Here is a 24,561-nt window from a genome sequence, read left to right on the forward strand (position 1 = left end):
AACCTCAGCATGGCTGTACAGGTATCGTAGTAATACAGTCAAGTAAATACGTATAAAAACAGACCAGCGCCAATAAAAAAGCAGGATTGAAGATGTTTCACTTGGTAAACCAACTTCAATCCTGCTTACGTATGTGGAGGGCTGCAGCCCGTTAAAGGGATGCTCTACCGGCCTTGTTCAATCTTTTGCACCAATTCTTCGTCTGAAACACTCTCCAGCCAATCTTTGGGTAATTCTACTCTAACCGTTTGCGCCTGTCCGCTGGGCGTGCAAACCACGGTCACGGTGCCTTCCTCAGACTCAGAAAGCTCAGTGGCTTTCTCGGCGGCTTGGTCGCTGAGGCCCGCGTAGGTTTGAACACAGGTCCAGGTGAGGTTGTCTTGATCGGTTACTTCCCGTTGCGTCATGTCAATAAGTTTTAAGAATGGATTTGGGATGTAACGGATGCAGACTTGAAAGGATCATGGTTTGCTGGTTTTAGGGCTAATTTTCTGAAAATACCCTAGAAACAGGTTCCTTTTGCCTAGGCTCACCAGTGGCAAATTCTTCTACTAACCTACTGATCACGCTTTCCATCTGCTGGAGGAACAGGTGCACGTGGTACCCATCTGCCAAGGCGTGGTGCAGGGAAACACTCAGCGGCAGCGTTACCTTGCCTGGTTGAACCTCCAACTGCCCGAAGGCAATTTTAGGGACCCCGGCTTCCTGAGGATTCACCGAGTAGGCGTGTTCTATGCCCGTGGATTTAAACCAAGGCAGGGTGGTGAGGTGCAGCAGATCGGGACCCTGGTGGCCAATGAACAGCTGCTTTCCGGCTTGGGCCGCGGAGATGAGTTCCCGCGAGTGGGTGCAGAACTTGGATAGCGAAGGCTGGTGGGGCAAACTCACGAATGAAATGGCGTGGTCATGCCGGAGGACGGTGGTGGACAAGTCCAACCCCTCGTAAAGCACCACGGCATCGTCCTGCAGCCGGAGCCGGAAACTCTCGGTGGCGCGGGCGGCCTCCAGGGTAGCGTACAGGTAGCCCAGAAACACCGACAGGTTCTGTTCCTTGCACAGGTGGTACAGCGGCGTGATGTCTACCTGGGTGTGTACGTTGAAAAAAGGTTGGGTAAAGGTTTTGAAGAAGCGGAACTGCTCCTCGCGGGCCCAGCCCTCTACCGGGAATGGTTGCTTATTGTACTTCGAAGTCATAGGTTTCTATTCTCTTTTCTATTCTTAGGCGGTCTAAATGGGTGACCAGGGTGCCTTTTACTTGGATGAGGTTTTCTTCCTCCAGTTGGCGCAGCAAACGGTTCAGGTTTCTTTGGGAGGTGCCCAGCAACTCGGTGAGCAGCGGTTTGGAGATCTGCAGTTCATTGAGGCGGGAAAGCTCGCGCAGCACTATGAGCAGCGTGAAGTACAGCCGGTTGGTGTTCTGGATAGAGCTCTGCAACGAGGTGTTGAGCATTTTGGAAGCCATGGAGCGGTGCATGAGCAGGTTGAACTCCTGTTCCTGGGCCAGCATCTCCAGGAACACCTCACTGGTGAGATGGTACAACCGGCAAGCGGTAAGCGCCTGCACCGTGCAGAAATGGGGCATGTGCATGAGCGCCTCCACATCACCCTCTACCTCGCCGGGACCAAAAACGCCCAGGGTGAACACCTGTCCGGCGGCCGTGGTTCTGGTCACTTTCACCAAACCCGAGGCTAAAATGTAAACGCCCTTGGGCGCGGTGCCCTGCTTCAAAAGAATGTCCTCCGCTTTCAGTTGAACTTCCTTGATCTGGTAGTGCGCCAGCAAGGTTCCGTTCGTCTGCAGGAAAGACGTGATTCGGGTGCGGTACTCTGTATAGAAATGCTCTTCCATGCCACAAACGTACGGCCTTCTGGCAAGGCAGGAAAGGACATTTGTCTCCAACAGAAAGTCCTTTCAAAATGAATCTTGAGAATTACCAGGATGGGCACCGAGCGTTTGGATCTCCTATAAAGCAAAATGCCGGAATCCACTGACTCCGGCATTTGCAAGAAAGGTCTGTTTTACCTCGGCTTTTCAAAAAGAAGGATTAAAACAGCTGATTCTCTAAAAAAAGGCTTTTACTCGGCATAAGGTTGGGAGGCGCAAGTACCGTCCCCGAAGTTAAGGGTGCTTTGCTGGCCGGTCGTCATCTTGATCAATACTTTGCCTTGAACTGGTCTGGTGTTGGCTGGCGCGGCGCAGGATTTCTTAAGAATCACCGGAGACAGCAGGGAGGCCTGAAAAGCACCGTCTTGTTTGAGGCAGCTATAGTCGGCATCGTAGAGTTCCACCACATCGTCTGAGGAATCATCCATGGTGCCGGCGCCTTCTTTCAGGTGCGTTACCCGGTTGAACGAGTAGCTGAAGGATTTGCCGGTGGCGGGAATTACCTGCGCGTTGCTGCTCACTAACCTTAGGGCAGCCGCCTTGCCGGGCACCTGTACCATCTGGAAGGCAAAGGCTCCTTCCAGCGTAGTGCCGTTCACCTTAAAATCGTCCAGGAAGATGACACCCTCCAAATTGGTTTTGTTGCTAGTGAACATGGAAATCGTGCCGCTTCGGGTTTTCCCGTCCACGCAAGTCGATCCGGAGAAGGTGAAGGTCGTTTCCAGCCCATCGGGGTCAAGTTCGTTCTGCACCTGGGAACACGCCAGAAAGTTGCTGCCGTTCGCATAGGTGCCGCGGGCAAGCAGTTCCATTTCGGTGGCAATCTGTTCTATCTGCAGCATAGACTGGCCCCACTCGTCTAGTACTTTGCCGGGCTGGGGCTGGGGCTGGGGTTGCTCGGGGTTGTCCTCTGAACAGGAAAAGGTAAACAGGGTGAAGGCAAGGAAAGCAAGGGATTTTGCAAGCGTTTTCATAAGAATAGATTGTTTTTAAGTCTTTGGTGATTGACACCCAACCTGTAGGGAATCTGAATTTTCTCCTTTAGACAGGCGCTGGCAGGATTTGCCCCTACGGCGGAGTTGGATTTCCGGCTGTAAGCAGATTTAGCTGGGGTAAAACCGGAAAAAGCCGCGCCCAAACAGGATACCATTTTAGGCAGCTGTTTGGGCGCGGCTGAAAAATAAGCAGGTTCTAGGATGTCTACCTTCCGGATAGAAAGTTCTTCCCTGGTAGACAGGTATTAAAAGGAAAGGAAGTTGACTTCCGTTTAGGGGCTGTTTTTATTAAACCGGCTTTAAAACGATAAGAAGCGGTCAAACTTTCTGCGTGGATAGAAAGAAGGTCAGGCTCTGAGCCAGGCCAGGGCGGTGCGCTCATCGGTGAATTCCTGGTACTGCACAGAGTAGGTTAATTCGTGGCTCAGTTCTTCGCTTAGTTGGTGGGAGCGTCTTTCCTTGTCCCAGTCAGAGGAAGCCAGGCGGGCCACTTTCTTTACGCGGGTATGCCTCAGGTCCAGGCTGAACTGGTGGGCCACCTGCTTTTGCTCTTTCTCCGTGACCTCCACTTTGTTCTGCCTGCCATCTATCAACAGCTTCTTGATGTCATAGTGCTTGAGGGTGTCAATGACTTTCTTGAGGGAGTGGTTTACCTCTGAGAGGGCAAAGCCGGTCAAATCGGGCCAACCCATGGAGAGGATATCGGTGGTTACGTCATAATGTAACTCAACCAAACTATCTTTGAGGACCAACATACGCTTACGGTTTGGAACGCCAGGAACTACTTATGAAATATAAGAAATTTTCTGGGCAGAGTCCAGTGCCGTTGCTTTAAATCCATCGTTGAAGACACATGATCACTATTTACCACAACAATCGCTGCAGCAAAAGCCGCCAGGCCTTGGAACTGCTCCAGAATACCGGCCAGGAAGTAAAGGTGGTTCCTTATCTCTCAGAGACGCCTACCGTGGAGGAACTCCGGGCAATTCTGGCCAAACTACAGGCCGGGCCCGAGGACATCATCCGGAAGGGCGAAAAGCTTTACAAAGAAGTGTATGCCGGTCAGCACCTCACCCAAGACGAGTGGCTGCAGGTGCTGGCAGAGAACCCGGTGCTCATAGAACGCCCCATTGTAGTCAACGGTGACCGAGCCGTAGTAGGCCGCCCGCCCGAAAATGTGCTGACTATTCTCTAAGGCCGGGAGCAATGGCCGGAGCCTCTTCAGTGGCCGGAACCAAGGCTTGAGGACCAGTGCCCGGACCCACCTGCAAGTCATGGCGCGACAGAGACCGCACGGCCAAAAACACGCTGATCACAGTCAACACAGCCCCGGTCAGGAAAGGTGCGCCGGGGAAGTACACCGGGGCCTGTCGGCTGGTGAAGTAAGCAAAAAGATTGGACATGAGGGGCGGGCCCACAATGGAGGTGGCGCTTACCAAACCGGTGAGGCCACCTTGCAGTTCGCCCTGCTCATTAGGCGGCACCTGGGTGGAGATAATCCCCTGAAGAGCCGGACCCGCAATCCCGCCCAGACAATACGGTACCAGAAAGGCGAACATCATCCACTCCTGGGTGGCAAAGGCCAGCAGCAGAAACCCCAAGGCATACAAACCCAACCCGTAGTACACCGATCTTTTAGGCCCCAGCGCCGGATTGATGTACCTGATGAGCCCGCCTTGCACAATGGCCACCATCAAGCCTACAAAACCCAGGGAATACCCCACCCAAGCCTCGTTCCACTTGAATTTCTCCATGGTGTAATAAGACCAGGTGCTCTGGGTGGCGTGCGCCGCGATGTACACGAAAATGAGGGAACCCACTAAACCGGCGATAATGGGGTAGCGTTTGAGTTGCAGGAGAGAGCCTACTGGGTTGGCGCGCTTCAGCTCAAACGGGCGGCGGTGCTCCTGCGCCAGCGACTCAGGCAGAATGAAGTAGCCGTACAGCCAGTTCAGCAGCGTGATGGCGGCCGCGGCGTAGAAGGGCACCCTGGCCCCGAACTGCCCCAACACCCCGCCAATCACAGGGCCGATGATAAAGCCCAACCCGAAGGCCGCGCCCACCATCCCAAAGTTCTGAGCCCTTTTCTCCGGAGTACTGATGTCGGCGATGTAAGCGGTAGCGGTGGTCATGCTGGCCCCGGTAATACCGGCAATGATCCGGCCCACGAAAAGCCAGCCTATGTTAGGCGCCATCGCCAAAAGGATGTAGTCAATTCCAAACCCGAAAAGCGAGAACAGCAGCACCGGCCGCCGGCCGAATCTGTCTGAAAGGTTCCCCAGTACCGGCGAGAATAGGAACTGCGTGATGGAGTACGCGAACATGAGCCACCCGCCGTAAAGCGAGGCCTCGCTCAGGCTCCCGTGGATCAGTTCACTGATCAGCTTGGGCAACACTGGAATGATAATCCCAAACCCGATGACATCAATGAGCAATGTCACAAAGATGAACCCTAAAGCTGCTTTGCGTTGACCTTTCATTTTGACCCTGTTTTTTGGAAATGCCGCAAAAGATAAGGTTTTGCCCCCACAAAGGGAAATAAATCAGAATAGTGTGACAAGCGGCTCATTTTAAGCTGTAAACCCTATATGGTTTAACGACGAAATAAATGTGTTTATCCGCTATAAAGGTGCATTTGACTAATTCAGGAACGCTCAGTGAATTAAAACGACATCTTTGATATTATATACAAAATATCATAAAAAATCATAGAATATGAAAAAGCTGTACGCCGCCCTACTCTTAACATTCACTCTCTTGGGAAGTACTGTTGCCGGAACCCTGCCTTCCGCCACCACCACTGCCCGCACCATTGCAGAAGCCTTACAATTGAATGAGTACCATTATTTAAGGATCAGGAACCTGGAAGTTGCCAGGTTGAAGGAAGTGGCTGCCCCAGGCGCTGATGTGGCGGCCGTCAACAAAAAATACGCCGCTGCCCTGGTAATAGTCTTAGGTGCCAATCAGCAGAAAGCTTTTGAGGCCTTTGGTAAAGACCACCCTACCGTGCAGATTGCCCAGGTGCAGTAGCGCTTTACGCCCCATTTTACCAGACCTGCTTTAAAAGAGCAGGTCTTTTTTTTGCCTAAGGAATTCTGATGTTTAAAAGATATGAACTGACTGAAGGAGGATTAAATCAATTAGCGGTAGGCTGCAGAAGCCACTGCAAAGCGTTGGGCTCAGAAGGGAAGGTCTCCAGCACGAAAGAGGCCGCCAGTTCCTGCCGTAACGCAGCGGTGACATTAGCCGACCGTATCTCGTGGGACGGGGTTTGCGTGCCCACCCGCGCAATCCGTTGCAGCCTTGATTTCTTGAGATCGGTGAAGAACTGGGCCACTACCCCGCGGTAAACGGTATCATCCATGTCGTGGAGCAGGGTGTTGCTGCTGTTGAGCAGAAGCTTTTTCACATCATAGCTCTGGATGTAGGAGGCAATGGTGTCAAGGGAGCGCTTAAGTTCAGAAATACCAATGTGGTGCGCGTCTGGCAGCGTCACATGGAGAACATCGGTGGCGGGATTATAGTCTAATTCAATTAGACCATTCTGATATAAAATCATTGGAACAGTTTACGACAGTAAAGGTACTGTAATCCAACTGAAACTATGCGTCACGTACCCCAGAAAAAAGACAGGCATTTGCCCCTGAAACTTGTAGGCAAGCAGGCAGATTCCGGAGGTTGAGGAAACAGGCGTTTGGGGTCTATTTCTGGAAAATTGGGCTTGAAACGGAGCGCACAAACGCCTATAAACGCAAAATCCCCGCTCTACCGAACAGGCTGAGCAAGGGACTTTAACATTGCTGCAATGCTTAGAGAGAGTCAATCCATGATTTCACTTCATGTTTGGCTTTCCCTATCTTCTGCTGGAGCTTGCCCAGCCACTCATCTTCCTGACCTTCGTCATAAGTGAGATCGTCGTCGGAAAGATCGCCGTAGGCTTGTTTCATTTTGCCTTTGACCTCGTTCCAGTTACCTCGGGTTCTATATTCTGCTTCGTGCATGGTTCTCAGTATTTAAAGTGTCACATATAGGTATGTAAGTATATACGCGCCTTCCCATACTAAGGTTGATGTAGGTACCTGCACCCAAGCAAACAGCAATTGTTTTAAAGGTGCTTTCCGGAAAACGGCCTTAAAACAGCAGAACCTGATTTATGAAGAACGGACCTAAAGTCCTTTCAGGAACTCACGCAGAGAGCCCGGTGAACTGAAATCCGTCAGAGCGTAATCCAGATGCTGGATTTCTTCCCGAAGCCCTTTTTTCGCGCTCCTGAACTTGGCCTCCATCTGCTTGGGCGTGCCGCCGAACTCTTTGTACAGCTGGGCATCTGGCCCCATGTAGTAGTTGCTGTGCTCGTCTTCCATCTCCTGGATCTGCTCCTGCAGCAGGTGCACGTAGTAGGTGAGCTGGTCTTCGGGAACCTGGGTCAAAAGCTGCTCCTGCTCGTGCATAAACTCCATCTGCAGGCGCAGCAACTCAAAGAAATCGTCTTGATGGTAGGCGATGGTCACCTTTTTCATGGCCTCCTCTTTCCAGACGCGGGCGGCGGCATCCCGCTCGCGGTCTGGGTGCAGGAGTTTGGCCAGGGTGGTGTACAGGCGGCGGCTGGCTTTGCTGATGCTCTCCAATTGGGCCTTCAGCTTGGCTTCCTTGGCCTGCTGCGCCTTTGATTTCTGCCGATGGCTGCGCTGGGCTTCGCGTCTTTCCTGCTCCTCTTGCATCTGCTGGTCTAGCCGAGTCTGGAACGCCTCCAGGTTAGAAAGGTCCTCCAGGTTTACGTCAAGCCCCAGCACGTTTTTGAGCAGGTTCTGGGTCTCTGATTTGGTCGCATGGTGGTCCTTCTCCGGGTTTGGCGCGGGCGCCGTGTACCGCTGCAGCAACTCGGCCAGTTCCTGCGCCTCGTACTGGTGCACCAGCGTAGAGGCTTGCTCGATGATAAAGGAGACCAATTTTTCTTTTTCCAACTGCGGAAAACTTTCCTGGTGGTAGGCCTCGTCCAGCAGCTGCACCAGCGCTACCCGCCGCTTTACCATCTCCCGCACCAACGGCTGAATCTCTTTCTGCACCCGCGCCCGCGCCACTTCTGTAATCTTTGCCCGTTCCGCTAACTGCGCTTTCAGGTGGTCAATGGTCTGGATGCTGGCGTTGAATTGCTGCTGCAGTTGGGAGAGGGAGGCTTTTGCCTGTGGGGTAAATTGGGGGAGGTGTTCAGCGTTTGACATGGGGTGGTGAGCGGGGCTAGGATTAACTTGTATTCTGATTACTGGTGCAGCTGTTTGAGCTGCTTTTTATTGCTTATGATTTTGTGAATTCGTAGTCCGTTTATGCTGGCGTGGCGCTGGTATTTTCGTGGGTGCATAAGCTGTGTTGTTACATAGCTGGGCTCCGTGCGCTCACGGCCGCGAGGCCCCGCCTTCCGGCCTCGCGCTGCGCCAGCTTCCTTTGCTCCCTGCGGTCGCAATGCCTGCGGCACCGGAACCTGACAAGGCGCTCAACCGAAAGGCTGGAATTGGTGCATTTAGCCAAAGGCTTTGCTTTTTGAAACGGCGAAATGCCCCTGCATTACCTTTGCCAAGGAGGGAGCTATTGAGAAGTTTTTATTCCCCTCCTCGGAGGGGTAGGGGTGGGTTAACTTTGCCTGGTTCAAGTCTGTGACTTGGACCCACAATGACCGGCAGTTTGCAACTGCCGTGAGGCGCTGGCCTCACCTGTTCATTTCATCTGCTTGCCTATTGCGCAATTTTTTCTCCTTGGCTTCCACAGTTGAAGAAGTTCTTCCTTCCAAAGGGCGAGAACATGCCTTTCAAATTCACCCAATCCAACGTTTACAAAAGGTGGCAACCAGAAAGGGCACCCACAAGAGGTGCCCCTACTTTACGTTGTAGATCAGCTAGAACGCTGCCAATCTTATTAATGAACTTACGCCTTTACCGGAATCTGTTTCAGGGTCTCCAGCAGGAAACGCCAGTATTTCTGGACGGAGCTGATCTGGACTTTCTCGTCGGGAGAGTGGGCGCCGGTGATGTTGGGGCCGAAGGAGATCATTTCCATCTGGGGGTAATGGGTGCCCAGGATCCCGCATTCCAAGCCGGCGTGGCAGGCGTTCACGTGGGGCTGTTCCTGGAACAGTTCCTGGTACAGGTGGGTCATGGTTTTCACAATGGTGGCCTCCGGGTTGGGAGTCCAGCCGGGGTAGGAGCCTTTCTGGGATACGCTGGCGCCCGCCAGTTCAAACGTACTCTGGATGGCCTGCGCCAAATCTGACTTCTCCGTGTCTACCGACGAGCGGGTGAGGCACTGGATAGAATAGGAGCCGTCTTTCACCAGCACGCGGGCTAGGTTGTTGGAGGTCTGCACCAAACCGGCAATGGTGGGGCTCATGCGGTAAATGCCGTTAGGGCAGGCGTAGAGCGCGCGCAGCAACTGGTTCTGGAAATCGTAGGAAATCGCGTACGAAGGCAAGTCAATGGGCTCGGCCAGCACCTGCAGGTTTGGATCAGTGAAGGTGTATTCCTCTTGCAGGATTTCGGCCTGTTTTAGCAAAAACTGCTCAAAAACCTCGGCTTTGGCTTCTGGCACGGCTACCTCGGCGAAAGACTCGCGCGGGATGGCGTTGCGCAGGCTTCCGCCGTCAATGCTGTATACCCGGGCGTTGAATTTTGCCGCCGCCTGGTACAGGATGCGGTTCATGAGCTTGTTGGCGTTGCCGCGGCCCAGGTGGATGTCCATGCCCGAGTGGCCGCCGGTGAGACCGGTAATACTGAGGCGGTAAGCCGTGAAGTCAAACGGAATGTGCTCCTCATTGTAAGAGCCGGTGGCGGTCACGTCTACGCCGCCGGCGCAGCCTATGGTGAGTTCGCGGTCATCCTCGGTGTCCAGGTTGAGCAGGATGGAGCCGGTGAGCAGGCCGCCTTTCAGGCCCATGGCGCCGGTCATGCCTGTTTCCTCGTCAATGGTGAAAAGGCACTCCAACGGCGGATGCGCAATATCCCTGGAAACAAGCAAAGCCATGAGCGTAGCTACCCCAATGCCGTTATCGGCGCCCAGGGTAGTCCCTTTGGCTTTGACCCAGTCACCGTCCACGTACATGTCAATGCCCTGGCTGTGGAAGTCAAACTCGGTGTCGGCGTTTTTCTGGTGCACCATGTCCAGGTGGCTCTGCAGCACCACGGTCTGGCGGTCTTCCATGCCGGGCGAAGCGGGTTTCCGGATGATGACGTTGCCCACTTCATCGGTGATGGTGTCAAACCCCTGGCTGTTCCCGAAGTCCTGGATGAACTTGATTACGCGCTCTTCTTTCTTAGACGGACGGGGTACGGCGTTCAACGCCGCGAAATTCTGCCACAGGGCCTTGGGTTCTAAAGATTCTATCTGGGTGCTCATAAATAAGTCATTGACGATTATCCCCGGGGGAAGTATGGAAGCTTCGGCGGGGCGCAGTTGGGGGTTCTGTTGGTAGGGTAAAGGTAATAAACTGAACGCACTACTGACAAGGCAGGTTTTGCCAAACCGCAGCTTATTTAAGGGTCGTTTTTCTAAAATCCGCCCCAAAACAATTCGATCGATAGCCCGGAAAACGGAACCAGATTCTGCGTTGGGCAAAACCAGTTGGCCTCTAGAGAGTAAAACAAAGTTAGTTTTCGTGTAAAATTTAACCTTGAAGTACATGGCAAGACAGATGAAAGCGGCCTTCTATGAAGCGTTTGGCGGCCCCGATAAAATAAAAATAGGAGAACTGGAAATCCCTCAAGTGCAGGAAGGCGAGGTGCTGGTGCGCGTGAAAGCGGCCGCTGTGAACCCAGTAGACAATGCAGTAATGGCCGGTTGGTTAAGCAGCAAACTTCCGGTTCATTTTCCGGCCATCCCGGGGTGGGATGTGGCCGGGGTGGTGGAAGACCGCGGTTTCAGCGCCCGCCGCTTCAACGTGGGCGACGAGGTGTACGCGTACGCCCGCCGGCCCGTAGTACAGCACGGCACCTTCGCCGAGTACATTGTCATTCCAGAGAGTTACCTGGCCCATCGGCCTAAAAACCTGAGCTTTGAAGAATCCGCCGGCATTCCGTTGGTAGGGCTAACGGCTTATCAGGTTATGTTTGATGCGGGGCAATTGCAGGCCGGCCAAACCGTACTGATCTTGGGCGCCTCCGGCGGAATCGGGAACTTGGGTATTCAACTGGCCAAGTGGAAAGGCGCTACCGTCATTGGCGTAGCCAGCCAGAAAAACCACGCGTTCATGCAGGAACTAGGCGCCGACCATACCGTGGATTATAACGGCACCCACGTAGGCGAGGCGGTGAAGCAGATCGTGCCCGAGGGCGTGGACCTCATCTTTGACGCCGCCAGTGGCGAGACCTTGCAGCAAAGCCTCATCGCCCTAAAGCCGGGCGGCAAGCTGATCTCTATTCTGAACACAGGCGAAGACTTAGACAAGAGCATTGATTTCCAATATGTCTTCGTGGAACCCAACTCCACCCAACTAGAGCATTTGCGGGAACTAGCCGAGGGAGGGCACCTGAAAGTACGCGTCAGTGAGAGATACTCCTTAGACCAAGCCGCGGAAGCTCTGCAGCAGATAGCCAGTCACCATACCACCGGCAAAATAGTGGTGGTGCCGTAAAAGCTGGTAATCATTTAGCAGGGGTGGGTTCTGTTTAGGGCCTGTTTCTGCTAAAACAGGCTCTAAACAGAACCCACCCCTGCCCCTCCGAGGAGGGGATTCTTCGGCCCCGTTGAAAATTTCATAGAAACTTAAATTCCACATAATCTGGTATTCCCCTCCTCGGAGGGGCAGGGGTGGGTTCGGCTCACCAACTATTAATTATTCACCAATCTATACTGCTCTGGGTTGTAGCGCTCGCCCACATGGGGGTATTGTTTCAGGAGGTCTTCCAGGCCTTTGATGTCTGAGATGGTGAGTTGCACGTCAACGGCGGCGGCATTTTCCTCCAGGTACTTTCTGCGCTTGGTCCCCGGAATAGGAATGATGGCCTCGCTTTGCGACAAAACCCAGGCCAGCGCCAACTGGGCCGGCGTGCAGTTCTTACTTGCCGCAAACTCCGCGAAGGCTTGGGCCAGTTTCTGGTTGTTATCCCAGTTGTCTTGGTTTTTGAAGCGGGGCAGGGACTTGCGCATGTCGCCCTCCGGTAGGCTCCCCACGTCCACGGTATTGGTCACCAGACCGCGCACCAGCGGACTGAATGGCACAAACGCGATGTCCAGTTCCTGGCACAGTGGAATGATCTCCTGCTCGGCATCGCGGGTGAGGAGCGAGTACTCAGACTGCACGGCCGTGATGGGGTGCACTGCGTGCGCCTTACGGATGGAGGCCGCCGAGGCTTCAGATAAGCCCAAGTACCGCACTTTCCCTTCCTGCACCAACTCGGCCATGGCGCCTACCATCTCCTCCACGGGCACGTTGGGGTCCACGCGGTGGGCATAGTACAGGTCAATCACGTCTACCTTCAGGCGTTTCAGGCTGCCTTCCACGGCGGTGCGCATGTAGGCCGGCGAGCCGTCAAAGGTCATGCTGCCGTCCTCGTGGTTCCGGAACCCAAATTTAGTGGCGATGAAAATTTTGTCGCGGTTGGGCACCAGCACCTTGGAGATGAGCTTCTCGTTGTGGTGCGGCCCGTAGACATCGGCGGTGTCCCAGAAGTTGATGCCCAGTTCCAGCGCCCGGTGCAAGGTGGCAATGGATTCGTCATCGTCACGGGTGCCGTATGCCTGACTCATGCCCATGCACCCCAAACCAATCGCCGAGAGCCGTTCTCCGGTGTTTCCTAATCTTCTATAAACCATAACAGTGCTGTTTTAAGCGTGAAATCAGAAAATCTTGTGTACGCCCTTCGGGCCAATTTGGCCAACCAAAATTGGGGTTAAGAAGAAGGCCGGTCCAGGGGCTGCACCGGTTCATTGGGTCTGAAAGGCCACTCCCGGTTCAGTTTTGCTTTAATGAAGTAGACCACCGTACCCAGCGAGATCACCACCAGCCCCGAGATGACCATGGTAGTCCCCGTTGATAGCAGAATTCCCGCCCACATGACCAGGGCAATGATCACCGGCAGCGGGAACAGCGGCATCTTGTAAGGGAAGTCCTCTTTGGGACGGTTCTTCCGGAGCAGCAACAAGCCCACGCCCTGACCGATGAACTGAATCAGAATCCGCATGGCCAGAATGGCACTGATGACATCGCTCAGCCGGAACAACATGCTGAACACAAAGGCCACGCCGCCCAAAAACAGCAAAGAATAATGCGGGAAATGCTTGGTGGGGTGCAGCTTGGCGAAGACCTTGAAGAAAGCACCATCGGCCGCGGCCGCATACGGAATGCGCGTATAGCCTAGCGTAGCGGAGAAAACCGAGGCGAAGGCCACCCACAAAATAAGCACCGTAACCACGGCGGCGGCAGTGTCCCCGGCCAGGCGCTGGATGAACAGGCTTACCACAAATTCGCTGTCTTTGGCCTCTTGCCACGGCACCACGCTCACCACACTGATGTTCATGAGCAGGTACAAGGCCGCAATGCCCGCAATAGAGTAGAACATGCTGCGCGGGATGTTTTGAGTGGGATTTTTGATTTCGGCCCCTAAATGGCAGATGTTGTAGTAGCCCAGGTAACTGTACACGGTTTTCACGCTCGCAAACCCAATGGCGGCCACAAACCCATAGTTCACGGAGAGGCCCTCGTTCATCTCGCGCAAAGGCTGCAGGAAGTTTCCGTGGGCCAATCCCCCGCCAATGATCCAGGCCATGGTCAGCAGCACGCCTACCCACAGCAGCACGCTGATCTTGCCAATGGATTCAATCTTGCGGTACAGCAGCACCACAATGAGAATGACCACGCCGCCGCTCACCAGTTTAGAGGTAATATCAGTCAACGGGACCAAATACGAGAAATAAGACGCAAACCCGATGGCCGCCGAGGCAATCACCAGCGGCGCCTGAATCATGGTCTGCCACACAAACAGGAAACTCATGAACCGGCCTGCGCCTTTCTCGCCGTAGGCTTCCTTCAGGAAGTTGTAGCTGCCGCCCGCCCGCGGGAACGCCGCACCCAACTCGCTCCAGATCATGGCATCCACAATGGACAGCACCGCCCCGGCAATCCAGGCATACAGAAAGTAAGGTCCGTTCATCATACCAATAACCATGGGTAGGGTGATGAACGGCCCGATGCCCACCATGTCAATCATGTTAATGGCCGTGGCCTGTGCCAGGCCCAATCGGCGTTCTAAGTGAGGTGCAGACATGTAGAAGTAAAATCAGAAACAGGACGTTTGTTTAGTTGAAGATGGTGAAAAGAAAATTGGCAAACTCAACAGCGGTTGGTTTCCCTTTGGATAGCAGAAGTTACGAAACCTTGTCCTGAGCGATGAACGATTTAGTCTGAGTAAGTACGAAGTGGGGGCTTTCCGGGGGAGAAATCCTATTACCCCTTCCCTTCGTAAAGGAGAAAGTTCTATTTACCTCTTTGCAGCCCAACCGTTTACCCGGTAGAAACAATGCTACTTTTAGGCGGTTTACAGCTTGAACCCGCTCCCCGGGAGCCAAACCAATTAAACTCAGTTTTATGAACGAGCACTACTATCACGCCAAAGACCTGGCTCAATTTGCGAATGTTGGGGACTTCCAGAAAAGCCTGGCCGACAAGTTTTTTTCTTATTACGGCGAAGTCTTCAAAGACAGTGAGTTGACCGCCCGGGAAAAATCTTTGATTGCCCTGGCCGTGGCCCATGCCGTGCAATGCCCGTATTGCATAGACGCCTACAGCACCGATGCCGTGGAGAAAGGCTGGAGCGGACCACAGATGATGGAAGCTGTGCACGTGGCGTGCGCCATTAGGGGAGGCGCCTCTTTGGTGCATGGGGTACAGATGATGAACAAGGTAAAGGATATCTCCATGTAAGCATGAAGTCACTTAAAGCGCAGCAAAGTATATTGGCCATCGCCCAGGAGCAGATAGGAATCATTCAGTACGGGCCCCGGGCCGATTTCATGCTGGAGCCTTTTCAGGACAAATTGGAAAAATCAGGTCTTTTTCCCCTGAAGCCCTTGCCCGCGGAAATCCTGCAGATCAACATCGGGAAGATGTGCAACCAGACCTGTAAGCATTGCCATGTAGACGCGGGCCCAGACCGGAAGGAAATCATGACCCAGGAAACCATGCAACAGTGCCTGGACGTGCTGCAGGAAAACCGCCACCTGAAAACCGTGGACCTGACCGGCGGCGCCCCAGAGATGAACCCTCATTTCCGGTGGTTTGTCTCGGAGATCGCGGCCTTGGGCCGGCACGTAATGGTGCGCTGCAACCTGACCATTATCAGAGCCAATAAAAAGTACCATGACTTGCCGCTCTTTTACAAGCAACACGGGGTAGAAGTGGTGTCCTCGCTGCCGTTTTACACCCAGGACCGCACCGACCGTCAGCGCGGGAACGGGGTGTTTGAAGACAGCATGAAAGCCTTGCAGATGCTCAACGAGGTAGGGTATGGCAAAGAAGGAACCGGCCTGATCCTGAACCTGGTGTACAACCCGGCGGGGGCTTTTCTGCCTCCTGCCCAGGAAGCGCTGGAAAGAGAATACAAGCAGGCTTTGAAGGAAAGGTTCAACCTGGAATTCAACCACCTGTTTGCCATTACCAACCTGCCCATCAGCCGGTACCTGGACTATCTGCTGGCTAGTGGCAACTATGAAAGCTACATGGAAAAACTGGTAGCCTCCTACAACCCGGTGGCGGCGGCCAACGTCATGTGCCGAAACACAATCTCTGTAGGTTGGGACGGATATCTCTATGACTGCGATTTCAACCAGATGCTGGAATTGAAAGTGAACGGCGGAAGCCAACACATCAGTGCTTTCAGGAGCGAGGAACTTCAACAGCGCGCCATTGTGGTAGGCCAACACTGTTACGGGTGCACCGCCGGGGCCGGGAGCAGTTGCGGCGGGGCAGTGGCGTAACTCCAACCGATTGGTTCATGAAAGCTCCTTTTGATTCCGGCTTACTTTTAGAAAACTGAGGTTAAAACAATTCCCTTCTGGTACGCCATGCAAGCAAGCTGCGCACTCATCATCTTCGTGAAAAACCTGGTACCCGGTAAGGTGAAAACCCGTTTGGCCGCTACGGTGGGGAACGAGAAGGCCTTGGAGGTGTACCAACAACTGTTGCGCCATACCAAAGAAGTGTGCCAGGAAATACATGCGCATCGGGTGGTGTACTATTCAGAGCAGGTAGAGGAAAACGGGCTTTGGGACGATGGATTTGCCAAAGCGGTGCAGCACGGAGCCGATCTGGGGCAACGCATGAAGAACGCCTTCGCCGAGGTTCTGGAGCAGGGCTTTTCAAAAGCGGTGATCATCGGGACCGATTGCCCCGGCCTCACGGCCGAAATCGTGAACGCGGCCTTCACAATGCTGGAAGAAAAAGACGTAGTGGTAGGGCCAGCGTTTGACGGGGGGTATTATCTCTTAGGCATGAAAACGTTGTATGGTGATTTGTTTGAAACCATTGCCTGGAGTACTTCCTCGGTTTGCGAAACCACCCTGGCCAAATGCCGGCAGAGCCAACTGAGGTATGACGTGTTGCCTACCTTGCATGACATAGACGAGGAAAAAGATCTGGTTCACCTCCAACCAATTTGGCTATGAAGGAACCCCACTTGGTATTCGTCTACAACGCTGATAGCGATCTCTTCAGCACCGTCACAGACTTCGCCCACAAACTCCTGTCACCAAGCACCTATGCCTGCCAATTGTGTGCCCTAACTTACGGCCATTTCTCTGAAAAGCAGGAGTGGAAAACCTTTGTGCAGCAACTGCCGGTTAAAGCTGTGTTTCTGCACAAAGATGAATTCACCCGTCAGTTTGGCTTGGATACTCCTTTGCCCGCGGTTTTTTTGCAAAAGGATCATGCGTTAGAAGTCATCCTAGACAAGCCGGCCCTGGAGCACTGTTCCTCGTTAGAAGACCTGAAGCGGGCTGTCTCGCATCAACTGAAAACGTATGCTTAGCGTCATCGTGCCCACGTACAATGAGGCCGACCAGGTGGGGCAGACCATTCAGCAGATCAGGGCCGCCGCAGGTAAGCACGAGCCGCAAATACTGGTGGTAGACGGCGGCAGCACAGATGACACGGTCCGCCTTGCGGAGGCGCACGGGGCGGTAGTCATCACCAGTGCCCGCAAAGGCCGGGGCGCGCAGATGAACATAGGGGCCACCGTGGCAAAAGGAGAAATCCTGTATTTCCTGCATGCAGACAGCATTCCACCGCGCCAGTTTATCGACTTGATTCTGGGCGCTTACCGGCAGGGAGCAAAAAGCGGGTGCTTCCGGCTGGCTTTTGATCATCCGCACTGGTTCTTGAAAGCCAATGCCTGGTTTACCCGGTTCAACGTCAATGGTCTTCGGTTCGGGGATCAGAGTTTGTTTGTGGCCCGGGACATATTTGCTAGAAGTGGCGGTTTTCGGGAAGACTTGACCGTGATGGAAGACCAGGAAATCATTCATCGGCTGAAGAAGCTGGGCAAGTTCCAGGTGCTGCCCCACGTAGTGGTGACTTCCGCCCGCAAATACGTGGACAACGGCGTGTTCCGGATGCAGGGCATCTTTTACCTGATCTGGAGTCTCTATTACCTGGGGTTTTCCCAGCCGCATTTAGTGGCCGTTTATAAAAAACTGATCAGAAAACACAAGCTGTAGTACCTGTCAATCCCTGAAACAAAGGGGCAGGGCAAAGGTTAATCTTCCAGGCATCCAAACCCATCACCTATGAAACCAGACGATAGAAACGCGGCGCTTTCCCCAGACAAAAGGCCCTTCCGGATCTTGATTATCTCGGGATCTGACCGCCGGCAATATAACTGCCCGGGGGTAGACAGCAAGTCCCGCACCCTCATGCTGCAAATGGCCGAAATGCTGCCGCAGGACTGGGAAATTGACTACGAAGATTTGGGAAACGTGTATGCCCGGGCCAGGATCCAAAGCTGCAACGCCTGCGTGTCCACGTCCATGGCCTTGTGTGTCTGGCCCTGCAACTGCTACGAGAAAGACAGCAAAAAGGAACCGGATCTCATGTGGGACCTGGACATGTACTCCCGCCTGGATATGGCCGATGCGTGGGCCATCATCGGGCCGGTGAACTGGTATGCGCCCACGAGTAACCTGAAACTGATGTTTGACCGGTTGGTGTGCATGAACGGCGGCAACCCCGATGAGAAAACCATCGATCACAAGAACCCTGAGAAGGCCATGGCCCTGGAGCATGCCCCCGAATGGGAAACCATGAGTCTCAATCACCTGGAAGGCAGAACCGCGGGTTTCTTCTGTTACGGCGACGAAGGCGGCGACGAAATGGACGAGACCGGGAGGCCCAAGCTTCTGCGCCACAAATACTACTTCGACCCAGAACAAGAGCCTTTTAAGGACATGCGCGATGCCTACGCCCCTTTGGTGTGGCAGTGCCGGTACGGCGGAGTGGAAGTGCCGGATGATTTATGGGCTTACTGCACCAACGGCAAGGACCGCAAGTACAGCGAGAACCAGGCCGAGGACATGGTGCAGGAAGATGCGTTTATGGCGTCTTTCTTTCGTTGGGTGCAGCGTTTCGAGACGTTTGTGCGGCTGAAGGGGAAGGTGTCACCTAATCAATACCGGGCCTATGGGTTTGAACCACCCGCCCACCATTGGGCCGATGTGCAGGATGGCCTTCGCTACGTCAGGATGATGGTGGGGAAACCTCCGGAAGGTTCTTCGTCCCAAATCCAGGAGGAGTTGGGCTTAAACCAGGATGCCACCTTGCATACTAAAAAAGGAGAGGGCGAAAAGCTAAGGGAAAAGGAGTAGAATACTCCTCGGCCATTGGATTCTCTTTAGCAGAGGTTTTCAGGTAAAGGTGAGCGTTGTTTTTTGCTTCTTTTTCAGAAAAGAAGCAAAAACAGGAGGGGCGCTTTGCCCTTCTCAAAACTCTCTTATCTTTGAGGAATCAACCTTTACTAAAACGCTTTAGCAAAGCTCCCTCCACCTAAATGAGAAAACTTCTGCTTTTCGCTTTCCTGCTTTGTCAGTTTCCCGGCTTCTCCCAAAAACCGAAGTATGATCTGGTCCGCTGGGTGAACCCCATCATAGGGACGCACAAGATGGGCCACACGTACCCTGGTGCCACGGCGCCCTTCGGGATGGTGCAACTCTCGCCCGATACCGACACCATTCCGTACGAGGTGAACGGGGGCTACAACAAAGACGTGTACAAATACTGCGCGGGCTACCAGTACGATGATCCCACCATCGTGGGCTTCAGCCACACCCACTTCAGCGGCACCGGCCACTCAGACCTCGGCGATTTCCTGCTAATGCCCACCACCGGCAAACTGCAGTTGAACCCCGGCACCGAGGCTAAGCCGGAAAGTGGCTATCGTTCAAAATTCTCGCATAACAATGAACGGGCAGAACCTGCCTACTACAGCGTGCAACTGGACGACCACAACATCCGGGCGGAACTCACAGCCACCAACCGTGTGGGCATGCACCAGTACACGTTCCCCAAATCAGACGAGGCGCACATTATCCTGGACCTGATGCACGGCATCTACAACTACGACGACAAAAATGCGTGGACTTTCCTGCGCATTGAGAACGATACCTTAATCACCGGCTACCGCCAGACGAACGGGTGGGCCCGCACCCGCACCGTGTATTTCGCCATGTCGTTTTCGAAGCCTTTTACCCAATACGGCAACAAAGACTACTCCAAGGCGCAGGTGTACCGCGGCTTCTGGCGCAAGTTTGACCAGACCAAGAACTTCCCCGAGATGGCCGGCAAGCAGCTCCGCGCCTATTTCGATTTCAAGACCACCGAAGGGGAGAAGATCAAGGTGAAATTCGCGCTCTCGCCGGTGAGCACCGAGGGCGCTTTGGCGAACATGCGCGCGGAGATCCCGCACTGGGATTTTGACCGCGTAAAAGACGAGAGCCAGGCGAAGTGGAACCAGGAACTGGGCAAAGTGCGCGCCAGCCTGCCCACCAAAGATGATTACATCAACTTCTACACCGCGCTGTACCACACGTTCCTGGGCCCCACCACCTACATGGACGTGAACGGCCAGTACCGCGGCCTGGACCAGAACAACCACCAGGCGAAGGACTTCACCAACTACTCCACTTTCTCGCTCTGGGATACCTACCGCGCCTTGCACCCTTGGTTCAATGTGGTGCAGCCCAAACGCAACGCCGATATGGTGGAGTCTATGCTGGCGCACTATGACCAGAGCGTGCATAACATGCTGCCCGTATGGTCGCACCACGCCAACGAGAACTGGTGTATGATCGGGTACCACAGCGTGTCGGTGATCTCCGATGCGATTATGAAAGGCACCTACACCGGCGATGCCAACCGCGCCTTGGATGCCTGCGTGGCCACCGCCCGCCAGGGGTATTATGACGGTCTGAACTTCTACATGCAACTGGGCTACGTGCCCGAGGACAAGAACGGCTCCTCGGTGTCCAAGACGCTGGAGTACGCCTATGACGACTGGTGCATCGCGCAGATTGCGCAGAAGCTGGGCCGCCAAGACATTTACCAGGAGTTCAGCAAACGCGCCCAGAACTGGAAAAATGTATATGATAAAAGCATCGGGTACATGCGGCCCAAGCTGAGCAACGGCACGTTCAAGAAGGAGTTCGATGTGCTGAGCACCCACAACCAAGGCTTTATTGAAGGCAATGCCTGGAATTACAGTCTCTACGTGCCACAGGCCCCGGCGGAGATGATCCAGACCATGGGCGGCAACGCCAAATTCGTGCCGCACCTGGATTCGCTCTTCACCATGCACCTGCCGGATGAGTTTTTCAAAGACACCGAGGACATCACCCGCGAGGGCATCATCGGCAACTACGTGCACGGCAACGAGCCCGCTCACCACGTGGCCTACCTGTACAATTGGACAGACCAACCCTGGAAAACCCAGGAACGCGTGCGCATGATCCTGAAAAAGCAGTACCAAGCCGCCCCAGATGGTTTAGGTGGTAACGATGACTGCGGCCAGATGAGTGCTTGGTACCTGTTCAGTTCCCTCGGGTTCTATCCGGTGGCCCCTGGTTCTGAGCAATACTCGCTGGGTAGCCCGGCGGTGAAGGACGCCACCATCCAACTGGAAAACGGCAAGACTTTCCAGATTGAGGCCAAAAACCAGAGCGAGAAAAACGTCTACGTGCAGAAAGTGGAGCTGAACGGCAAGACCTTAACCCAACCTGTTTTGAACCATTCAGACCTGGTGAAGGGCGGCAAGCTGACGTTTTACATGAGCGGCAAGCCAAAGAAATAATAGCTTCTTTTTATTGTCAAAGCCCCATAAAGCATTTTGGGCCTGTTTTTCAGGAAACAGGCCCAAAATGCTTTATGGGGCTTTCTTCTTTGCGGAAGGCTCAGTTGAAACGTTGTGCAGTATATATCTTTTCAATTTCACTTTTATGCCTATTCGTACCTGCAGTGTGAAAGAGGTGATTTTGCATATTTGAAGGTTTTAGAAAGTTCAGGGTGATTTGTTCTTTTTACCTCTGGATTTTCCTAATCCCAAACCCATAAAGGTGACAATCGCCAAGGTTAGGAGAGTTTTATTTGGCCTTCAGTTGATTATGGATTAGGTGGGTAGCCCTTTGTCTGGTGTTGAATGTTCTAGGTATTTCGGTTTATACGGTGGTGCTTCGGAACATACTTAGAAAGTCACCGTTTAAGATTTATGTGACAAATATGAATTTACCGTCACAGGTCGCCTTGGTTGGCGGCTTCCAATCTAACTACTACAAACTGATAAAACTATGGCCGATTTAGATGTACAACCCAAAAGCAGCAGGCCCTGGTGGCTATGGCTTCTGATAGCTTTGGTGGCGATTGCCTTGCTGTTTTTCCTGCTTCGCGGGTGCGATACTACCAGAGATGAGGTAGACAGCGCTACTGGTGAAACCACCTCGGCCGTTTCTGAGGCCGGAGATGAAGTGGCGGGTGCCGCTGCTACCGGTGCCGCCGCTGTCTCAGACGCCTGGGACAACGTCAACCTGGATGCTCCTGAGGTAGCCTATGATGAAATCACTGACGAGGACATTGACGTGCGTGGCAATGAAGATTATGCCGTGTACAGTGTAGATGAAACTATTCTTTTTGGAAGTGACAAAGCCGCGGTTCAGCCCCAGGCCGGCCAGAAATTGCAGCAGATAGCCACCTCCATGGGGAAACGGTTTACCGGTGGGCAGGTACGCATCTATGGCTACACAGATGCACAAGGCAGCGCCAGTTACAACAAAGAACTTGCCGAGGAGCGCACCAAAGCAGTACAAAACTGGCTCGTTGACAACGGAAAAATATCTAAGGGGAGCATATCTCTGCACCCCGTGGGAGAATCCAACCCAGTGGCCTCCAACGCTACGGCAGAAGGAAGACAGCAAAACCGGAGAGTACAGATTGTGGCTCGCAGATCTGAGTAAACCTTCGTGGTTTACCAGCGCTTATTTGCTTTGAAAGTAATTACCATCGGTGTTAAGTGCAGCACCATAAACTAGAATTAATCATGGAAAGAGATAATAAGTATAACCAGCAGGACAATCTGCAGGAATTAGGCGGCAGTGACTATGAGATCGCTGACAACCAACCCAACATCAAAGGCTGGACCGTCAAAGACAGCAGTGGCCAAACCATTGGCGAAGTAGATGAACTCATCTTTGACGTCCAGGCCAGAAAAGTGCGGTACATGGTGGTAGACCTGGAAGGAAACGTCCTGGACCTGGATACCCGCGACGTGCTGGTTCCTATTGGTATTGCTCAATTAGAAGATGACAGTGACAACGTAATTCTGCCTAACGTCACAGCAGACCAACTCAGATCGCTGCCCACTTATGAGAAAGGACGCTTTGACCGGGATCATGAGTCCTCCATCAGATCTATTTTCGGTGGCGCTGTAGCAGCCGTGGCGGGTGCGGGCGCAGCCTTGACGGGTCAAGACAGAACTACCTCTGACCGGGATGGCTTTTATGAACACGACCACTTCTCAGACCGCCTTTTCAACCGGGGCACCACCACTGATACTGGGTATACTGCGCCAAACACTACCACCAACACCACCCGAGATGATGACAAGGTGATTCCCATCATAGAAGAGAATCTGCAAGTAGGAAAAGAGGAAGTAGAAACCGGTGGCGTGCACATCAGCAGCCATATGGTAGAACGGCCTGTAGAAGAGCACGTGCGTCTACGCCAGGAGCGGGTAGTGGTGGAGCGTACGCCCGTAGACCGCCCAGTTTCAGAAAGGGACCTGGACAACTTTCGGGAAGGGGAAATTGAGTTAACGGAGCATGCTGAAGTGCCTGTCGTTAACAAAGAAGCCCGCGTGGTGGAAGAGGTTTACTTCGAAAAAGAGGTGGAGGAGCACGATGAAGTCATCAGAGACACGGTGCGCTCCACTGAGGTAGAGACGGATGACCTCCGGACGGACACCACCAACCGCACCGGGTATACTACAGATTCTACCCTGGATGAGGATGACCTAGACCGTGACCGCACCCGCCGTCCCGGCCTGGATAATGACCCAAATACTACTTTATAATACTTTTCTTGTTTTCTGGAAGGCGGCTGCTCTACTTGAGCAGCCGCCTTTTTTTTGATTACGTAGGCACTTCACCTAAGCCGTGACAACAAACCAGCAAAGGCTGTTTTAGGAGCGTTTTCTGAAAATTACCCCTAAAACAAAGCCAACCAGCCTTACGCAGAAATGGGAAATGTGCAGCCTATCTTCTATCTTCCATCAAACAAAACGAATCTATGGACCAGCGCATCATCAATCTGTTTGACGAGTACACCCACGCCCCGCTTTCCCGCAAAGAATTCCTCACCAGACTGGCCAAACTGACGGGCAGCCTCACGCTGGCCTTATCGCTGTTGCCCATGCTGGAGAACAACTATGCCCAAGCCGCTACCGTGGACGACAAAGACCTCCACACCGAGGACATTACCTATCCCGGGGCTGAGGGGGTGACCATGAAGGGGTTTCTGGTGCAGCCCAAAGGCAAGAAGAAGTTGGGCACGGTGATGGTAATCCATGAAAACCGGGGCTTGAACCCGCACATCCGGGATGTGGCCATGCGGGTGGCGCAGGCCGGTTACCTGGCCTTGGCGCCTGATGCTTTATCGGTGCACGGGGGAACGCCCGCCAACGAGGACGAAGCCCGTGGATTATTCGCCAAACTAGATGCACAGCAGAACCTTACCAATTTCCTGAAAGGCCTGGAGTACCTGCAAAAACATAAAAACGGCAACGGCAAAACCGGGGCGGTAGGCTTCTGCTGGGGCGGAGCGTTAGTGGGTCAGTTGGCCGTGCACTCACCAGACTTGGATGCCGGCGTCGCCTACTATGGCCGTCAACCGGAGGCCGCCGATGTAGCCAAAATCAAAGCGGAGATGCTGTTGCACTACGGCGGACTAGACGAGCGGGTGAACGCGGGCATCCCGGCGTTTGAGCAGGCCCTGAAAGCCGCCAACGTGAAATACCAACTGTACGTCTACGAAGGAGCCAACCACGCCTTCAACAACAACACCTCCCCGGCCCGCTATAACGAAGCCGCCGCAAAACTTGCCTGGGACCGTACGCTGGAGCTGTTTGGTAGAAAATTGAAGTAGCTAAGAAATCAGGTAACAACAAGGAT

Annotated in this window: 25 protein-coding genes; 13 read left to right on the forward strand and 12 right to left on the reverse strand. The window is 53.6% G+C overall.

Annotated elements, in window-relative coordinates; genetic code table 11:
* Positions 1 to 164: 164 nt before the first annotated feature.
* The 5 genes from FOA19_RS21280 to FOA19_RS21300 all read right to left on the reverse strand — a co-directional run bounded on the left by FOA19_RS21280 (position 165) and on the right by FOA19_RS21300 (position 3,635).
* On the reverse strand, positions 165 to 407 hold the full coding sequence (locus FOA19_RS21280) for a hypothetical protein (RefSeq protein WP_149092851.1): 243 nt from the start codon (positions 405 to 407) through the stop codon (positions 165 to 167).
* Positions 408 to 483: 76 nt separating this feature from the next.
* Positions 484 to 1,194 carry a CatA-like O-acetyltransferase gene (locus FOA19_RS21285; protein ID WP_149092852.1) on the reverse strand — a complete coding sequence of 237 codons (711 nt, stop codon included), beginning with the start codon at positions 1,192 to 1,194 and terminating at the stop codon, positions 484 to 486.
* Entirely contained in the window at positions 1,175 to 1,849 is a 675-nt protein-coding gene (locus FOA19_RS21290) for a Crp/Fnr family transcriptional regulator (RefSeq protein WP_149092853.1), read from the reverse strand. The genes FOA19_RS21285 and FOA19_RS21290 overlap by 20 nt, the downstream gene beginning before the upstream one ends.
* Before the next feature lie 227 nt (positions 1,850 to 2,076).
* Complete coding sequence (locus FOA19_RS21295) at positions 2,077 to 2,859, reverse strand: hypothetical protein (RefSeq protein ID WP_149092854.1); 783 nt, start codon at positions 2,857 to 2,859, stop codon at positions 2,077 to 2,079.
* Between the two features lie 368 nt (positions 2,860 to 3,227).
* Entirely contained in the window at positions 3,228 to 3,635 is a 408-nt protein-coding gene (locus FOA19_RS21300; RefSeq protein WP_149092855.1) for a hypothetical protein, read from the reverse strand.
* Positions 3,636 to 3,733: 98 nt separating this feature from the next.
* Here FOA19_RS21300 and arsC point away from each other — a divergent pair, with 98 nt between their 5' ends.
* Entirely contained in the window at positions 3,734 to 4,075 is a 342-nt protein-coding gene (gene arsC, locus FOA19_RS21305) for an arsenate reductase (glutaredoxin) (protein ID WP_149092856.1), read from the forward strand.
* On the opposite strand, the gene FOA19_RS21310 is transcribed toward arsC, so the two are convergent.
* Positions 4,065 to 5,360, reverse strand: coding sequence for a TCR/Tet family MFS transporter (locus FOA19_RS21310; RefSeq protein WP_149092857.1), 1,296 nt, complete (start codon positions 5,358 to 5,360; stop codon positions 4,065 to 4,067). The genes arsC and FOA19_RS21310 overlap by 11 nt on opposite strands.
* 235 nt (positions 5,361 to 5,595) lie before the next feature.
* Between FOA19_RS21310 and FOA19_RS21315 the strand changes: the two genes are divergently transcribed.
* On the forward strand, positions 5,596 to 5,910 hold the full coding sequence (locus FOA19_RS21315) for a hypothetical protein (protein ID WP_149092858.1): 315 nt from the start codon (positions 5,596 to 5,598) through the stop codon (positions 5,908 to 5,910).
* 106 nt (positions 5,911 to 6,016) lie between these two features.
* Here FOA19_RS21315 and FOA19_RS21320 read toward each other — a convergent pair whose 3' ends face one another.
* The 4 genes from FOA19_RS21320 to FOA19_RS21335 all read right to left on the reverse strand — a co-directional run bounded on the left by FOA19_RS21320 (position 6,017) and on the right by FOA19_RS21335 (position 10,263).
* The gene (locus FOA19_RS21320) at positions 6,017 to 6,439 is read right to left on the reverse strand and encodes a hypothetical protein (protein ID WP_149092859.1); all 423 of its coding nucleotides are present in this window, start codon (positions 6,437 to 6,439) and stop codon (positions 6,017 to 6,019) included.
* Positions 6,440 to 6,689: 250 nt separating this feature from the next.
* Entirely contained in the window at positions 6,690 to 6,881 is a 192-nt protein-coding gene (locus tag FOA19_RS21325) for a CsbD family protein (protein WP_149092860.1), read from the reverse strand.
* Positions 6,882 to 7,046: 165 nt separating this feature from the next.
* Positions 7,047 to 8,102: a J domain-containing protein gene (locus FOA19_RS21330; RefSeq protein ID WP_149092861.1), complete on the reverse strand. Its 1,056-nt coding sequence runs from the start codon at positions 8,100 to 8,102 to the stop codon at positions 7,047 to 7,049.
* Between the two features lie 697 nt (positions 8,103 to 8,799).
* Positions 8,800 to 10,263, reverse strand: a complete 1,464-nt coding sequence (locus FOA19_RS21335) for an aminoacyl-histidine dipeptidase (protein ID WP_149092862.1) — start codon at positions 10,261 to 10,263, stop codon at positions 8,800 to 8,802.
* A gap of 283 nt (positions 10,264 to 10,546) precedes the next feature.
* Between FOA19_RS21335 and FOA19_RS21340 the strand changes: the two genes are divergently transcribed.
* Complete coding sequence (locus FOA19_RS21340; protein ID WP_149092863.1) at positions 10,547 to 11,497, forward strand: NADP-dependent oxidoreductase; 951 nt, start codon at positions 10,547 to 10,549, stop codon at positions 11,495 to 11,497.
* Between the two features lie 197 nt (positions 11,498 to 11,694).
* On the opposite strand, the gene FOA19_RS21345 is transcribed toward FOA19_RS21340, so the two are convergent.
* Both FOA19_RS21345 and FOA19_RS21350 read right to left on the reverse strand, forming a co-directional pair.
* Positions 11,695 to 12,678, reverse strand: coding sequence for an aldo/keto reductase (locus FOA19_RS21345; protein ID WP_149092864.1), 984 nt, complete (start codon positions 12,676 to 12,678; stop codon positions 11,695 to 11,697).
* Positions 12,679 to 12,755: 77 nt separating this feature from the next.
* Positions 12,756 to 14,129, reverse strand: a complete 1,374-nt coding sequence (locus tag FOA19_RS21350) for an APC family permease (protein WP_149092865.1) — start codon at positions 14,127 to 14,129, stop codon at positions 12,756 to 12,758.
* Positions 14,130 to 14,449: 320 nt separating this feature from the next.
* Here FOA19_RS21350 and FOA19_RS21355 point away from each other — a divergent pair, with 320 nt between their 5' ends.
* The 10 genes from FOA19_RS21355 to FOA19_RS21400 all read left to right on the forward strand — a co-directional run bounded on the left by FOA19_RS21355 (position 14,450) and on the right by FOA19_RS21400 (position 24,535).
* Positions 14,450 to 14,785 (forward strand): arsenosugar biosynthesis-associated peroxidase-like protein, encoded by a 336-nt coding sequence (locus FOA19_RS21355; RefSeq protein ID WP_149092866.1) that lies wholly within the window; start codon positions 14,450 to 14,452, stop codon positions 14,783 to 14,785.
* 2 nt (positions 14,786 to 14,787) lie between these two features.
* The gene (gene arsS, locus FOA19_RS21360) at positions 14,788 to 15,837 is read left to right on the forward strand and encodes an arsenosugar biosynthesis radical SAM (seleno)protein ArsS (protein WP_149092867.1); all 1,050 of its coding nucleotides are present in this window, start codon (positions 14,788 to 14,790) and stop codon (positions 15,835 to 15,837) included.
* 87 nt (positions 15,838 to 15,924) lie between these two features.
* Positions 15,925 to 16,524, forward strand: coding sequence for a TIGR04282 family arsenosugar biosynthesis glycosyltransferase (locus FOA19_RS21365; protein ID WP_149092868.1), 600 nt, complete (start codon positions 15,925 to 15,927; stop codon positions 16,522 to 16,524).
* On the forward strand, positions 16,521 to 16,886 hold the full coding sequence (locus FOA19_RS21370) for a hypothetical protein (RefSeq protein WP_149092869.1): 366 nt from the start codon (positions 16,521 to 16,523) through the stop codon (positions 16,884 to 16,886). The genes FOA19_RS21365 and FOA19_RS21370 overlap by 4 nt, the downstream gene beginning before the upstream one ends.
* Positions 16,879 to 17,574 (forward strand): TIGR04283 family arsenosugar biosynthesis glycosyltransferase, encoded by a 696-nt coding sequence (locus FOA19_RS21375; protein WP_149092870.1) that lies wholly within the window; start codon positions 16,879 to 16,881, stop codon positions 17,572 to 17,574. The genes FOA19_RS21370 and FOA19_RS21375 overlap by 8 nt, the downstream gene beginning before the upstream one ends.
* 69 nt (positions 17,575 to 17,643) lie before the next feature.
* Complete coding sequence (locus FOA19_RS21380) at positions 17,644 to 18,717, forward strand: NAD(P)H-dependent oxidoreductase (protein ID WP_149092871.1); 1,074 nt, start codon at positions 17,644 to 17,646, stop codon at positions 18,715 to 18,717.
* 182 nt (positions 18,718 to 18,899) lie between these two features.
* Complete coding sequence (locus FOA19_RS21385; protein WP_149092872.1) at positions 18,900 to 21,194, forward strand: GH92 family glycosyl hydrolase; 2,295 nt, start codon at positions 18,900 to 18,902, stop codon at positions 21,192 to 21,194.
* A 493-nt stretch (positions 21,195 to 21,687) separates the two neighbouring features.
* A complete protein-coding gene (locus tag FOA19_RS21390; protein ID WP_149092873.1) occupies positions 21,688 to 22,350 on the forward strand; it encodes an OmpA family protein in 663 nt (220 codons plus the stop codon).
* A gap of 83 nt (positions 22,351 to 22,433) precedes the next feature.
* Entirely contained in the window at positions 22,434 to 23,465 is a 1,032-nt protein-coding gene (locus FOA19_RS21395; protein ID WP_149092874.1) for a DUF2382 domain-containing protein, read from the forward strand.
* 197 nt (positions 23,466 to 23,662) lie between these two features.
* On the forward strand, positions 23,663 to 24,535 hold the full coding sequence (locus FOA19_RS21400) for a dienelactone hydrolase family protein (RefSeq protein ID WP_449421252.1): 873 nt from the start codon (positions 23,663 to 23,665) through the stop codon (positions 24,533 to 24,535).
* Positions 24,536 to 24,561 lie beyond the last annotated feature (26 nt).

Origin of the sequence: Rufibacter hautae (assembly GCF_008271695.1) — a bacterium.
In the GTDB taxonomy this organism is placed as follows: Bacteria; Bacteroidota; Bacteroidia; order Cytophagales; family Hymenobacteraceae; genus Nibribacter; species Nibribacter hautae.